Source organism: Alistipes sp. UBA6068 (genome assembly GCF_949428155.1).
GTDB lineage: Bacteria > Bacteroidota > Bacteroidia > Bacteroidales > Rikenellaceae > Alistipes > Alistipes muris.
The window spans coordinates 46,562-59,839 of sequence record NZ_CASQFS010000011.1 but is presented as its reverse complement, the minus strand read 5'-3'; the positions used below and the strand labels follow the sequence as shown (position 1 = coordinate 59,839).

Sequence of the window (13,278 nt, the reverse complement as noted above, 5' to 3'; positions counted from 1 at the left end):
TATCAATTCAATCGGACGAAGCCGTGGCCGAAAAACTTTTTTATTCGATGGGCGAGCTGGCCGAGATGTTCGACGTCAAGACGTCGCTCATCCGCCATTGGGAATCGCAGTTCAGCGTGCTGAAGCCCAAGCGCAACAAGAAGGGCAACCGCCTTTTTTCTCCGCAGGACGTGGAGAACCTCAAGGTCATCTACCACCTGGTCAAGGAGCGCGGCATGACGCTCGACGGGGCCAAGAAAGCCATGAAGCGCCGCGCCGCCGGAGGGGCCGACGACCCTATCAAGCGCGAGGCCGAGCTGATGACCCGCCTGCGCCATATCCGGGCGCTGCTGGTCGAGGTGCGCGAGGACCTCAAGACGGGCGGCGAGGGGGTGGTCGCCGACGAGGAGCCTGCGGCCGAAGCACCTGCCGCGCAGGACGTTGCGCCGCGCCGTAAGCCCGTCGTGAAAATCGAGCCCGAAACGCCCGCCGGGGAGCCCGCCGTGTCGGCCGATGCCCCTGCGGAGAAGAAGCCGCGCGCCGCGCGCCGTCCCCGCCGCAAGCCGGAGGAGGGCGAGAACAAGGAACTTTTCGCCTTTTACGAACAGTCGTTATTCTGAACCGATGAAAATCAAGCAAATAACCGACGTCATCGAGCGGTTTGCGCCGCTCGCATGGCAGGCCCCCTACGACAATGCCGGGCTCATCGTCGGGCGTCCCGACGACGAGGTGCATGCTGCGCTGCTGGCCGTCGATGTCACCGACGAGGTGCTGGACGAAGCCGAGCGCGAGGGCTGCGACCTCGTTATTACCCATCATCCGATTGTCTTCCATGCGCTGAAACGTTTCAACTCGGCCGACATGGTGCAGCGCTGCGTCGAGCGGGCCATCCGCCGCGGCATTGCGCTTTATGCCTGCCACACCAACCTCGACAGCGCGCCCGGCGGCATGAGCTGGTACCTGGCCGGGCAGTTGGGCGTTGAGAACCTGCGGGTGCTGGAGCCTTCCGACGCCGACGCCAAGGTGGGGTTCGGGGTCGTCGGCGAGCTGCCGGAGCCGATGGCTGCGGCCGGTTTCATGCGGCTGCTTCAGAAAGAACTGGCCGTCAGGGCCATCCGCCACAGCGACATCGTCCGCGACGAGGTGCGCCGTGTAGCCGTCTGCACCGGGGCCGGGGCTTCGCTCATCGGTGCCGCCCGGGCCGCCGGGGCCGATTTCTACGTCACGGCCGACCTCAAGTACAACGACTTCATGACCCCCGATTCGGCCCTCACGGTGGCCGACGTGGGACACTTCGAGAGCGAATATTGCGCAATTCGGCTGCTGTTTGACATTTTATCGAAAAATTTGCTTACCTTTGCGCTCCGCAGGAGCGCGTGCACGCGCAATCCGGTGAACTATTGGGTTTAATTAGGTTCAAAATCATTACGACATCATATGGCTACACAGAAGAAGACCGCCGAGGCCGATTACTCGATGCAGGAGAAGATCCTGGCGCTCTACGAACTGCAGCGTATCGACAGCAGGATCGACGAGATCAACAAGGTCAAGGGCGATCTGCCGTTGGAGGTGCAGGACCTCGAGGACGAGATGGCGGGCATGCGGACCCGCGTCGACAAGATCAACGCCGAAATCGAGGAGCTCAACGCCCTGATCAAGCAGCGCAAGCGCGAGACCGACCAGGCCAAAATCATGATTGCCAACTACAAGGAGCAGCAGAACAACGTGCGCAACAACCGCGAGTTCGACGCCATCACCAAGGAAATCGAATACCAGGAGCTGGAAATCGAACTGGCCGACAAGCGGCTCAAGGAGTATGCCGCCGGCATCAAGAGCAAGAAGGTGCTCCTGGAGGAGGCCGAGGCGCTCAGCAGCGAGCGGGCCGCCGACCTGGAAGCCAAGAAGAGCGAGCTGGAGGGTATCGAGGCCGAGACCGCGCCGCAGGTCGCCGAGTTCGGGGCGCAGGCCGAGAAAATCCGGGCCAAAATCGACGAGCGTCTGCTGGTCGCCTACGAGCGTATCCGCCGCAACGTCCACAACGGGCTGGCTGTCGTGACGGTCAAGCGCGATGCCTGCGGCGGCTGCTTCAACCGAATCCCGCCCCAGCGCCAGGCCGACATCCGCCAGGGCAAGAAAATCATCATCTGCGAATACTGCGGCCGTATCCTCGTCGCCGACCCCGAGCCGGCGAAGGAGTAGCGCAGCTGCATTGCGTTCCGACAGCCGGAGCCCCAGCGGGTTCCGGCTGTCTTGCGTTTCATTGTTGCCACGGCCCGGCCCTCGCAGTCATGTTAATTTATTAACATGGAAAATTTTTCCGACTTTTACAAATAATCCTTAACTTTGCGAAGTTGTAATTCCGGACTTAAATTGCCATAGATGAAAATCGCTATAGCCCAGTTGAATTATACCGTCGGCGATGTGGACGGCAATGCGTCGAAAATCATCGGCGCGATCCACAAGGCGAAAGCCAGGAATGCGGACCTGGTGATTTTCGCCGAGCAGGCGCTGAGCGGAACGCCGGGTTTCGACCTGCTGCGTAAGACCACTTTCCTGGAGTTGTGCGAGGAGGCGCTGGTAGAAATCGCGTCGTGCTGCGACGGCATCGCCGCCATCGTGGGGCTTCCGCTCCTCACGGCCGACGGCACGGTCAGCGCCGCGGCGCTCATCCAGGACCGCAAGGTGCTGCGGTACGTCGGCAAGAAATACATCACGGCCCGTCGCGAGATGGGTTTTCTCGTTCCGTCCAAAGGGTTCGAGTATGTCACGGTCAAGGGCCGCAAGTGCGCCGTCATCGTCGGCGACGACCTGAGCCGCGAGCACGATTTCGACCGTTCGGTCGATACGATTATCTCCATCAACGCCCGCAAGTACGGCAAGGGAACCATGACCCGGCGTTACGAGATGATGCGCAACCTCTCGTTCGTCGAGGGCAAGAACCTCGTGCTGGTCAACCAGGTCGGGGGTGCTACCGACATCGTCTACGACGGTACGTCCGGAGCGTTCAACAGCCGCGGCGAGCTCGTGCTGATGATGAAAAGTTTCGAGGAGGATTTCCGGGTCTTCGATACCCGTTCCAAGGGCGAGCCGGTCACTATCCCTTCGTCCGGCGACCGCACGCGGATGGTCTACGAGGCTGCGCGGTGCGGCCTGCGCGATTTCTTCCTCAAGAACGGTTACAAGAAAGCCTGCATCGGCCTTTCGGGCGGTATCGACTCCGCCGTGGTGGTGTGTCTGGCCGCCGATGCGCTCGGCCGGGAGAATGTCCGGGCCTTGTTGATGCCCTCGCCTTTCTCGTCCGAGGATTCGGTCGAGGATGCCAAGGAACTGGCCGTGCGGCTGGGCATCGAGTACAACGTCATCCCCATTTCCGAAATCTATACAAGCGTCATCGACACGCTCAAGCCCGTCATCGGCGGCACCGAGTTCGACGCTACGGAGGAGAATATACAGACCCGCATCCGCACCATCCTCTTGATGGCCGTGCAGAACAAGAACGACTATATCCTGCTCAATTCGTCCAACAAGAGCGAGAACGCATTGGGTTTCTGTACCCTCTACGGCGATACGGCGGGCGCTTTCAGCCCCACGGGCGACCTCTACAAAGGGGAAATCTACGACATGGCCCGCTATATCAACCGCACGCAGGGCGAGCCTATTCCCGAAAACATCCTTAAAAAGGAACCGTCGTCCGAGCTGCATCCCGGGCAGAAGGATTCCGATATTTTGCCGCCCTACGAGGTGGTCGACGCCATTCTGTTCCGCATGATCGAGGAGGGACAGCACCGCGAGGAGATCATCAACGCCGGATTCGATTCCGAGGTCGTCGAGAAAATCCACGCCATGATCATGCGCAACGAGAAGAAACGCTACCAGTTCCCGCCCGTGCTGCGGCTGTCGATGTGTTCGTTCGGCCACGAGCGGTTGATGCCGCTGACCAACAAATACGGGGACTGAGACCGTGGCGGAACTGATAGAACATAGCGGGACCGTCGAACGCACGGAAGCCGGAAAAGTCTTCGTGCGGATTACTTCGCACAGCGCCTGCGGGGCGTGCAGCGCGCGGCAGGCCTGCGGGCTGGCCGAGACGCAGGAAAAAATCGTCGAGGTGGCCGCTTCCGAGGCCGGGGCGTTCGCTCCGGGCGATGCCGTGACCGTGGGGGTCCGGCGCCGCATCGGGATTTTGTCGGTCGCTCTTGCCTATGGCGGGGCGCTCGTCGTTTTGCTGGCCGTGCTGGGCCTTACGGTCGGCGCGGCAGGGTGGAGCGAGGGCCGCGGCGCGCTGGCATCGCTCGGGGCCGTGCTCCTATATTATATGGTATTGTGGCTTTTCCGCCGTCGTATCGAACACACAATTCAATTTACAATAACTAAAAACTAATGGAAGTATTACTTTACACCATCCTGACGCTCTGTGTCCTGGGAGTACTTTCCGCCGTGATCCTCTACTTCGTCGCGCAGAAGTTCCGCGTCGAGGAGGACCCGCGCATCGACCAGGTGGAGAAGATGCTGCCCGGTGCCAACTGCGGCGGCTGCGGCTTCGCCGGCTGCCGCGGCATGGCCGATGCGTTGGTCAAGAACGACGATATTTCGGCGCTCTTCTGTCCGGTGGGCGGCGGCGACTGCATGAAGTCCATCGCGGCCTACCTGGGTAAGGCGGCGGCCGAGAAGGAGCCGCAGACCGCTACGGTCCGCTGCGGCGGCACGTGCGAGAAGCGTCCCCGGACCAACGAGTACAACGGGGCCCGTTCGTGCGCCGTCGCTTCGTCGCTCTATGTCGGCGAGACGGGCTGTTCGTTCGGCTGTCTGGGCTTCGGCGACTGCGTGACGGTCTGTGCGTTCGATGCCATTCATATCAATCCTGCGACCGGGCTTCCCGAGGTCGACCCCGAGAAGTGCACTGCCTGCGGTGCCTGCGTGAAGGCGTGCCCCAAGGCCATCATCGAGCTGCGCAAGAAGTGGCCCAAGGACCGCGCCGTCTACGTGTCGTGCGTATCCAAGGACAAGGGCGCTGTCGTCATGAAAGCCTGCAAGGCCGGCTGCATCGGCTGCGGCAAGTGCGAGAAAGTCTGCCAGTTCGGTGCCATCACCGTCGAGAACAACCTCGCCTACATCGACCCGCAGAAGTGCAAGCTCTGCCGCAAGTGCGTCAACGAGTGCCCCACGGGTGCCATCAAACTGGTCAACATGGAGCCCCTGCCCAAGGAGCCCAAGGCTCCCGCCGAAAAAGCCGCTCCTGCTGCGCCCGCTGCCGGAAAGGCTGTCAAGGCTGAATAAGAAATCGTTCAATCATGTACCGAGGATCGATAGTGTCGGTTTTGCCGCGTTAGCGGCACCAAGTCCCCTCCGAGGAGGGGATTTAGGGGAGGGTCGGACCTGAATACGCGGCCCGCGGCCGCGAGCAACAGCGCTCGAACCTGCGATTCGGACCGGAAACGGACCCTCGGTACAAAGAAAGGATACATACCTATGAAAACATTTCCAATGGGCGGAGTTCATCCGTCGGAAAACAAGCTGAGCTGCGGCAAGCCCGTCGAGGTGCTTCCGTTGCCCGAGACGGTGATGATTCCGCTGGCCCAGCATATCGGCGCGCCCGCCGTGGCCAAGGTCGCCAAGGGCGACAAGGTTCTCACCGGGCAGCTTATCGCCGAGGCGGGCAGTTTCATGTCGGCCAACATCCATTCGCCCGTCTCGGGCACCGTCGCGGCTGTGGACATGCAGCCCAACGGGCAGGGTCTGCGTCAGATGATGATTACCATCAAGCGCGAGGGCGACGAGTGGGCCGAGGGCATCGACCGTTCGGAGACGCTCGTCAAGGAGTGCAGCCTGTCGGCCGAGCAGATAATCGCCAAAATCAAGGACGCCGGCATCGTCGGCATGGGCGGCGCCACGTTCCCCACGCACGTCAAGCTCTCCGTGCCTCCGGGCAAGAAAGCCGACGCGCTGATTATCAACGGCGTGGAGTGCGAGCCTTACCTCACCTCCGACCACCGTACCATGTTGGAGCACGGCGAGGAGCTGCTTGTCGGCGTTTCGATTCTGATGAAGGCCATCGGCGTAGACCGCGCTTTCATCGGCATCGAGAACAACAAGCCCGACGCCATCGCCCATCTCTCCAAACTCGTCAAGGAGTACCACGGCGTCGAGGTCGTGCCCCTCAAGGTGCGTTATCCGCAGGGCGGTGAGAAGCAGTTGATTGCCGCCGTGACGGGCCGTCAGGTTCCGCCGCCGCCCGCACTGCCCATCGACGTGGGGGCTGTGGTCTGCAACGCGTCGACCACGCTGGCCGTTTACTACGCTGTGCAGAAGAACAAGCCGCTCATCGAACGCGTCGTTACTATTACCGGCAAGAGCGTCAAGGAGCCCAAGAACCTCTTGACGCGCATGGGTACTCCCATTCAGTCGCTTATCGACGCCGCAGGCGGTCTGCCCACCGACGCAGGCAAGGTCATCAACGGCGGTCCCATGATGGGCCGTGCGATGGTCAACCTTGCGTCGCCCGTCACGAAAGGCTGCTCGGGCATCACCGTTCTGAGCGGCCGCGATGCCGTGCGCCGCGAGGCCTCGCAGTGCATCAAGTGCGCCAAGTGTGTGGCTGCCTGCCCGATGGGTCTGGAGCCCTACTACCTCTCCAAAATGACCCAGAAGAAGAACTGGGACGAGCTGGAAGCGCAGATGATCACTTCGTGCATCGAGTGCGGCTGCTGCCAGTCGACCTGTCCGTCGTACCTGCCCCTGCTGGACTGGATACGCCTGGGCAAACAGAGCGTCATGGGCATCATCCGCCAGCGCGCCGCCGCGGCAGCACCTAAAAAGTAGTTAACCCCGCAGTCTGAAAAACACAAATACAATGGCTAACAAACTTATCGTCGCTCCCGCTCCGCACGTGCAGACCATGCAGTCCACGGGCCGGATCATGCGCGACGTCGTCATCGCGCTCGTGCCGGCGCTGATCGTCTCGACGGTCGTCTTCGGGTGGAGCGTGCTCTGCGTCACGGCCCTTTCGGTGCTTTCGTGCGTAGGGTTCGAGTACCTTATCCAGCGTTTTCTGGTCGGTGGCAAGCCCACCGTCGGCAATTGGTCGGCCGTGGTCACGGGCGTCCTGCTGGCTTTCAACCTCCCCGCGTCGATTCCCTGGTGGATCGTCGTCATGGGTGCCTTCGTCGCCATCGCCATCGCCAAGATGACTTTCGGCGGCCTGGGCAAGAATCCGTTCAACCCCGCATTGGTCGGGCGTGTCTTCCTGCTGATCGCCTATCCCGTGCAGATGACCGCGTTCCCCGAAATCGAGGGGCTCGACGCCTTGTCGGGCGCTACGCCGCTGGCCGCCGTCAAGCACGGGGCCGCCGCCGACATTCTCGGCGTGCAGGACCTCCTGCTCGGCAACATGCCCGGTTCGCTGGGCGAGGTCGCCGCGCTGGCGCTGTTCGCAGGCTTCGTGTACCTCTTGTGGCGCCGCGTCATTACGTGGCACATCCCCGTGACGGTGCTCGTTACGATGGCTGCGTTCGCTTTCGTCGTGGCGCTGAGCCGCGGGGCCGAGGAGGCCGCCTTGTGGCAGTTCCCCTTGTTCCACGTGCTGGCGGGCGGTGCGATGCTCGGTGCCATCTTCATGGCTACGGACTATTCCACTTCGCCCATGACCGTGCGCGGCGGCGTGATTTTCGCTGTCGGCATCGGTGCCATCACCATGTGCATCCGTCTGTGGGGCGCTTACCCCGAGGGTATGTCGTTCGCTATCCTTATCATGAACTCGACGGTGCCCCTTATCAACAAGTATGTCAAACCCAAACGCTTCGGCGTCAAATAGGAGGAACGGCAAGATGAAAAGCACACTTCTCAACATGACGGCCGTTCTGTTCGGCATTACGCTTATCGCTTCGGCGGGTGTCGGCGTCGTCAACATGATTACGCTGGAGCCCATCGCGCAGGCCGAGCTGGCCGCCAAGACCGAAGCGCTCAACGGGGTGCTTCCCGCGTTCGACGAGACGCTCAGCGACGAGCTGACTATCGACGACATGATTGTCACGGTCCACACTGCATCGCTCGACGGTATGACGGTCGGCTATGCGGTCGAAGCCATCTCCAAGCAGGGCTTCGGCGGTCCCGTCAGCCTGATGGTCGGCTTCACGCCCGCAGGCGAGGTCATCAACGTCAACGTTCTCAAGCAGACCGAGACCCCGGGTCTCGGCACCAAGATGGCCGACGAGGGCAACCCCCTTATCAACAGCATCAAGGGTCAGCAGCTGGAGCAGAAGAAGCTCGTCGGCGGCAAGCTGGCCGTCACCAAGGACGGCGGCGACGTCGATGCGCTGACCGCCGCCACCATTTCGTCGCGCGCCTACGTCGACGCGATCAACCGCGCCTGGATGGCTTTCAAGAGCGTTTCGACGGGCGAAATGCCTGCCGACACGGTGTCCGGCGCCACCCGAACCAGCGAGCCCCAGGCTCAGGAAGGAGGTCAGAATGAATAAGTTGAAGATTATTTTGAGCGGCATCGTCAAGAACAACCCCACGTTCGTGCTGGTGCTCGGCATGTGCCCCACGCTGGGCACCACCACTTCGGCCGAAAACGGCATGGGCATGGGTCTGGCCACGATGGCCGTGCTGATTATGTCCAATCTGGTGATTTCGCTCGTCAAGAACATCATCCCCGACAAGGTGCGCATCCCGGCGTTCATCGTCATCATCGCGTCGTTCGTGACCATCATCCAGATGTTGATGCAGGCGTTCGTGCCGGCGCTCTACGCGTCGCTGGGCGTCTTCATCCCGCTGATTGTCGTCAACTGCATCATCCTCGGCCGCGCCGAGGCGTTCGCATCGAAGAATTCGGCGTTCGATTCGGTGCTCGACGGCATCGGCATCGGGTTGGGCTTCACCTTGTCGCTGACGGTCATCGGCGCCGTGCGCGAAATCCTGGGCAGCGGCTCGTTCTTCGGGCTCAGCCTTGGCATTTCCGATTTCACGCCCCTGATTTTCGTCCTCGCGCCGGGTGCCTTCCTCGTGCTGGGCTACCTCATGGTTCTGTTCAATAAATTAGCCAAAAGATAGTTATGGAGCTTTCCTATTTCGCAATCATCATCGGCGCCATCTTCGTCAACAACGTCGTGCTGGCGCAGTTCCTCGGCATCTGCCCGTTCCTGGGCGTGTCGTCGAAGGTCGAGACTTCGCTGGGCATGGGGGCGGCCGTAACTTTCGTCATGGCCATCGCCGCCGTCGTCGCGTGGCTGATTCAGACCTATGTGCTCGTGCCGCTCGGCATCGTCTACATGCAGACCATCGTCTTCATCCTCGTCATCGCGGCGTTGGTGCAGATGGTCGAAATCATCCTCAAGAAGCTCTCGCCGTCGCTCTACCAAGCGCTCGGCATCTTCCTGCCGCTTATCACGACCAACTGCGCCGTGCTGGGTGTGGCCATCCTTATGATTCAGAAGGAGTTCGACCTCTTGCAGAGCGTCACTTACTCGGTCGCTACGGCCCTCGGCTTCGCCCTCGCGCTGGTGCTCTTCGCCGGTATCCGCGAGCGGTTGGATTTCGAGGACGTGCCCAAGGCTTTCAAGGGGATTCCCGTCGCGTTGATTACCGCCGGTATCCTCGCCATGGCGTTCATGGGTTTCTCCGGGCTCGTGTAGTGCCGGGCAGTTCCTGCGAACCGTTCGTTTTCGTCCCGGGGGAGTGTGTTTCCCCGGGACGAACTTTTTTAGAAAGGTGAACTTTGCGAGTAGGCGAGGGCAGAAGCCACCGCAGGCGGATTATGCCAAGCGGGAGCAGATGATGGTGCAAACCGAGTGCAGAGCCAAGCATTGCTTGAGCTATGCCGAGGTGCCGCCCATCCAAGCCGCAGGCAAGTCAAGCCCCGGTAGGGGGCTTAAAGGTGAATTGCGGGTGCAGCGGAGGATTTCCGTGCGGGGCAGGAAATTGCGCCCTCCCGCAATAATTTTTCTGCCGAAACGCTTATTTCTTGCGTGCAATTCGTTACTTTTGCAAAAACAAATTCTGACCCCATGAAGGAGATCATACAGCTTCACGACAAGAAATTCCGCATCATGATTCCCGCCGAGCAGATCGACCGGGCCGTGAGCGAGGTCGCCCAGCGCATCAACCGCGATTATGCCGACAAGCAGACCCCGCTGTTCGTCGGTGTGCTGAACGGGTCGTTCATGTTCATGAGCGACCTTATCAAGAAAATCGAGTTCAACAACGAGCTTTCGTTCGTCAAGCTCTCGTCCTACGAGGGCACTTCCTCGACCGGGGAGGTCAAGAGCCTGTTGGGGCTCAACAATTCCATCGAGGGGCGCCACGTCATCATCGTCGAAGATATCGTCGACACGGGCGAATCCATCGACCACATGATTCGCGACCTCGAAGCCCGCAAGCCCGCGAGCATCGCCGTCTGTACGCTCTTTTTCAAGCCCGGGTCCTACCGCAAGCAGCGGCCCATCGAGTACCGCGCCATGGAGATCGGCAACGAGTTCATCGTCGGCTACGGGCTCGACTACGACCAGCTGGGGCGCAGTCTCAAGGATATTTACGTAGTTACCGAGTAATGGCGGCGTTTCCCGATAGCGGCGTGCTCGACGGCGGGCGTTCGCTGCCCGTCGCCGAGGATTTCTATACCGTGCAGGGCGAGGGGCGCCATGCAGGGCGGGCGGCTTATTTCGTCCGCCTGGGCGGGTGCGACGTCGGGTGCGAGTGGTGCGACGCCAAGTATGCCTGGAATCCGGCGCTCTTTCCGCCCGTCGGGGTCGGGGAGGTCGTCGGGCGCGTGGCCGCCTGCGGGGCGCAGACCGTCGTGGTTACGGGCGGCGAGCCGCTGATTTATCCGCTGGAGCCGCTGACCCGCGCGCTGGCCGGGCAGGGGGTGCGGATTCACCTCGAAACTTCGGGCTCGCATCCTTTCAGCGGGCGTTTCGACTGGGTGTGTCTTTCGCCCAAGCGCCGCCGGCCGCCGCTGGACGAGGCTTTCGCACGGGCCGACGAATTGAAGGTCGTTGTCGGCTGCGAGGAGGATTTCGCGTGGGCCGAGCAAAACGCCGCGCGCGTCGGCGAGGGGTGCCTGCTCTATCTTCAGCCCGAATGGAGCGCCGCCGAAAAGGTCATGCCCGCCATTGTGGAGTACGTCAAGGCGCATCCGCGGTGGAACGTCTCCGTCCAGACCCACAAATACATGCAGATTCCCTGATGTCCATGGATGCCCGGCTTGTCAAAAGATTCTGGATCGGCGCTACGGTGCTGATCATGGCTTTCACCCTCTTCGTTGTGGGGCGGAACGTCGTCCACGCCATCAAGATTCAGCGGCAAATCAACGAGCTGAACCGGCAGAAGGCGGTTTTTCAGACCAAGATTACCGCCGACAGCCTTTTGCTCCGGCAGCTTCGCTACGACGAATATCTGGAGCAGTACGCCCGCGAGCATTACCGGATGCGGCGGCACGACGACCATGTCTACATCGTCGAAGAATCCCGTTAGGGGTATCTGCTCGGATTGTTGGCCCGTCGGTTCCGGCGGGCGTTTTTCTTAGTAGTGGGTGAATCCCCGCCAGTCGAGTTCGGTTTCGGCGCCGTCGCGCAGCCAGCGCAGTCCGTCGCCCGGTTCGATGCGGCCGACGGGGTAGAGCGGCGCGCCGAACCGCTGTGCGAAATCGGCCGTCAGCTTCTCTGCCGCTTCGGGCGCCGCCGTCAGCAGCAGCTGATAGTCTTCGCCCCCGCAGGCGGCCGTGCGCAGGTCGCTGCCCTCGGCCACGGGTATCTGCGTCAGCTCGATAGCCGCGCCCGTGCCCGATTGTTCCATGATGTGGCGCACGTCCGACGCCAGCCCGTCCGAGAGGTCCATCATCGCGTGTACTTCCCGGCGCGTTCCGAGCCATTGCCCCTCGGCGACCTGCGGCAGCGGGCTGCGGTGCAGCGCCGCCAGCGGGGTGTCGTACCTGCCTGCCAGAATGTCGCGCAGGCCCGCGCCCGACGCTCCCAAGGGACCTGTCACCAGCAGTATGTCGCCCTCGCGCGCGGCGCTGCGGCGTTTCAGATGCTTTTCGTCCGCCCGTCCGATGGCCGTCACATTGAGGGTGATGCCGTGTTCGGAGCGGGTCGTGTCGCCGCCCACGAGCGCCGTTCCGTAGCGGGCCGACAGCGCGTGGTAGCCCTGCATGAAGCGGGCCGCCCATTCGTCCGTCGCGTCCGGCGGCAGGGCCAGCGACAGCAGGGTGGCCACGGGGCGGGCGCCCATGGCCGCCACGTCGCTCAGATTGACCGCCAGCGCTTTGGCGCCCAGCTCCTCGGGCGTCGTCGCTTCGCGCAGGAAGTGCACCCCTTCCGTCAGCAGGTCGGCCGTGAACACCAGCGCCTGCCCGTCGTCCAGCGGCAGGACGGCGCAGTCGTCGCCGATGCCCTCGAAGCCGCCCGGCGGCAGGTCGGCGCACAGCGTGCGGAGGCTCTCTATGAATCCGAATTCGGTCATACCCTGCAAAGGTAATTAAAAATGAAAAATTAAGAATTAAAAATTATACTGGCGTTCTGAAAGAGCAAATGGTCTTTTTTCGGATGTTTCGCTGCGCTTGTTTTCCTCCTCCTTGCATGGCATAGCCCGCCAGCGGTCTCGGCTCATGCTGCGAGCGTCGGGTCCTCGCATACGTTCAGAATGACAAATTTTACGCGGAGCCCGGCTCGCGCTTACGCGCGACCGCCCCGGCCGGGCCCGCGGGAGGAGAGAATGTATAGTTAATGAATGATCGGCCCGACACGGCAAAAATCATTAACCGTTAATTATTAACTATTGATTATTCATTGTTTTGTGGTTCGCTTGCGTTATCTTTGTGCCCGGATTCGCCCGGGGTGCCGGGCAGTTTGCAGAGCCATGAAAATATTGATTCTCAACGGGCCCAACCTCAATTTGCAGGGCCGGCGCGAAACCGGGGTCTACGGTACGCAGCCGTTCGGCGACTTCTTCGCCGCGTTGCAGGAGCGTTATCCGCAGGTCGGGCTGGAGTATTTCCAGTCCAATATCGAGGGCGAGCTCATCGACGCCGTGCAGCAGGCCGAGGGGCGTTTCGACGGCGTGGTGTTTAACGCCGGGGGGTATACGCATACTTCCGTCGCCCTGCGCGATGCCGTCGCCGCCGTGTCGGTGCCCGTCGTCGAGGTCCATATTTCGTCGATTCTCGCCCGCGAGGAGTTCCGCCATGTCTCGCTGCTCGCGTCCGTGGCCGTCGGTTCGGTCATGGGTTTCGGGCTCGATTCTTACAGACTGGGTATCGAGGCGCTGCTCGAAAGGGCAAGGGCATCCGCTTTGCAGCAGTAAAAA

Annotated in this window: 16 protein-coding genes; 15 read left to right on the top strand and 1 reads right to left on the bottom strand. The window is 61.7% G+C overall.

Annotation, left to right across the window (positions count from 1 at the left end):
- Positions 1-23 precede the first annotated feature (23 nt).
- The 14 genes from QVG21_RS07555 (at position 24) to QVG21_RS07490 (ending at position 11,448) form a co-directional block, all read left to right on the top strand.
- Positions 24-599, top strand: a complete 576-nt coding sequence (locus tag QVG21_RS07555) for a MerR family transcriptional regulator (protein ID WP_287923692.1) — start codon at positions 24-26, stop codon at positions 597-599.
- 4 nt (positions 600-603) lie between these two features.
- Positions 604-1,389 carry a Nif3-like dinuclear metal center hexameric protein gene (locus QVG21_RS07550; protein WP_287923689.1) on the top strand — a complete coding sequence of 262 codons (786 nt, stop codon included), beginning with the start codon at positions 604-606 and terminating at the stop codon, positions 1,387-1,389.
- A gap of 27 nt (positions 1,390-1,416) precedes the next feature.
- A complete protein-coding gene (locus QVG21_RS07545) occupies positions 1,417-2,178 on the top strand; it encodes a zinc ribbon domain-containing protein (RefSeq protein ID WP_251214652.1) in 762 nt (253 codons plus the stop codon).
- Between the two features lie 180 nt (positions 2,179-2,358).
- Complete coding sequence (locus QVG21_RS07540; protein WP_287923686.1) at positions 2,359-3,936, top strand: NAD+ synthase; 1,578 nt, start codon at positions 2,359-2,361, stop codon at positions 3,934-3,936.
- Positions 3,937-3,940: 4 nt separating this feature from the next.
- A complete protein-coding gene (locus QVG21_RS07535; protein WP_287923683.1) occupies positions 3,941-4,360 on the top strand; it encodes a SoxR reducing system RseC family protein in 420 nt (139 codons plus the stop codon).
- A complete protein-coding gene (locus QVG21_RS07530) occupies positions 4,360-5,256 on the top strand; it encodes a Fe-S cluster domain-containing protein (protein ID WP_287923680.1) in 897 nt (298 codons plus the stop codon). The genes QVG21_RS07535 and QVG21_RS07530 overlap by 1 nt, the downstream gene beginning before the upstream one ends.
- 192 nt (positions 5,257-5,448) lie before the next feature.
- On the top strand, positions 5,449-6,798 hold the full coding sequence (gene rsxC / locus QVG21_RS07525; protein ID WP_287923677.1) for an electron transport complex subunit RsxC: 1,350 nt from the start codon (positions 5,449-5,451) through the stop codon (positions 6,796-6,798).
- A gap of 31 nt (positions 6,799-6,829) precedes the next feature.
- Complete coding sequence (locus QVG21_RS07520) at positions 6,830-7,789, top strand: RnfABCDGE type electron transport complex subunit D (RefSeq protein WP_251214657.1); 960 nt, start codon at positions 6,830-6,832, stop codon at positions 7,787-7,789.
- A 13-nt stretch (positions 7,790-7,802) separates the two neighbouring features.
- The gene (locus tag QVG21_RS07515) at positions 7,803-8,453 is read left to right on the top strand and encodes an RnfABCDGE type electron transport complex subunit G (protein WP_287923675.1); all 651 of its coding nucleotides are present in this window, start codon (positions 7,803-7,805) and stop codon (positions 8,451-8,453) included.
- The gene (locus QVG21_RS07510) at positions 8,446-9,030 is read left to right on the top strand and encodes an RnfABCDGE type electron transport complex subunit E (RefSeq protein ID WP_251214659.1); all 585 of its coding nucleotides are present in this window, start codon (positions 8,446-8,448) and stop codon (positions 9,028-9,030) included. Before QVG21_RS07515 ends, QVG21_RS07510 begins: the two co-directional genes overlap by 8 nt.
- Before the next feature lie 2 nt (positions 9,031-9,032).
- Positions 9,033-9,611 (top strand): electron transport complex subunit RsxA, encoded by a 579-nt coding sequence (gene rsxA, locus QVG21_RS07505; RefSeq protein ID WP_251214660.1) that lies wholly within the window; start codon positions 9,033-9,035, stop codon positions 9,609-9,611.
- A 372-nt stretch (positions 9,612-9,983) separates the two neighbouring features.
- On the top strand, positions 9,984-10,526 hold the full coding sequence (gene hpt / locus QVG21_RS07500) for a hypoxanthine phosphoribosyltransferase (RefSeq protein WP_251214661.1): 543 nt from the start codon (positions 9,984-9,986) through the stop codon (positions 10,524-10,526).
- Complete coding sequence (locus QVG21_RS07495; RefSeq protein ID WP_287923670.1) at positions 10,526-11,161, top strand: 7-carboxy-7-deazaguanine synthase QueE; 636 nt, start codon at positions 10,526-10,528, stop codon at positions 11,159-11,161. Before hpt ends, QVG21_RS07495 begins: the two co-directional genes overlap by 1 nt.
- 5 nt (positions 11,162-11,166) lie before the next feature.
- Positions 11,167-11,448 (top strand): septum formation initiator family protein, encoded by a 282-nt coding sequence (locus QVG21_RS07490; RefSeq protein ID WP_251214663.1) that lies wholly within the window; start codon positions 11,167-11,169, stop codon positions 11,446-11,448.
- 48 nt (positions 11,449-11,496) lie between these two features.
- On the opposite strand, the gene thiL is transcribed toward QVG21_RS07490, so the two are convergent.
- Positions 11,497-12,435: a thiamine-phosphate kinase gene (gene thiL / locus QVG21_RS07485; RefSeq protein ID WP_287923665.1), complete on the bottom strand. Its 939-nt coding sequence runs from the start codon at positions 12,433-12,435 to the stop codon at positions 11,497-11,499.
- A gap of 396 nt (positions 12,436-12,831) precedes the next feature.
- Here thiL and aroQ point away from each other — a divergent pair, with 396 nt between their 5' ends.
- The gene (aroQ, locus tag QVG21_RS07480) at positions 12,832-13,275 is read left to right on the top strand and encodes a type II 3-dehydroquinate dehydratase (RefSeq protein ID WP_287923662.1); all 444 of its coding nucleotides are present in this window, start codon (positions 12,832-12,834) and stop codon (positions 13,273-13,275) included.
- Positions 13,276-13,278: the final 3 nt, after the last annotated feature.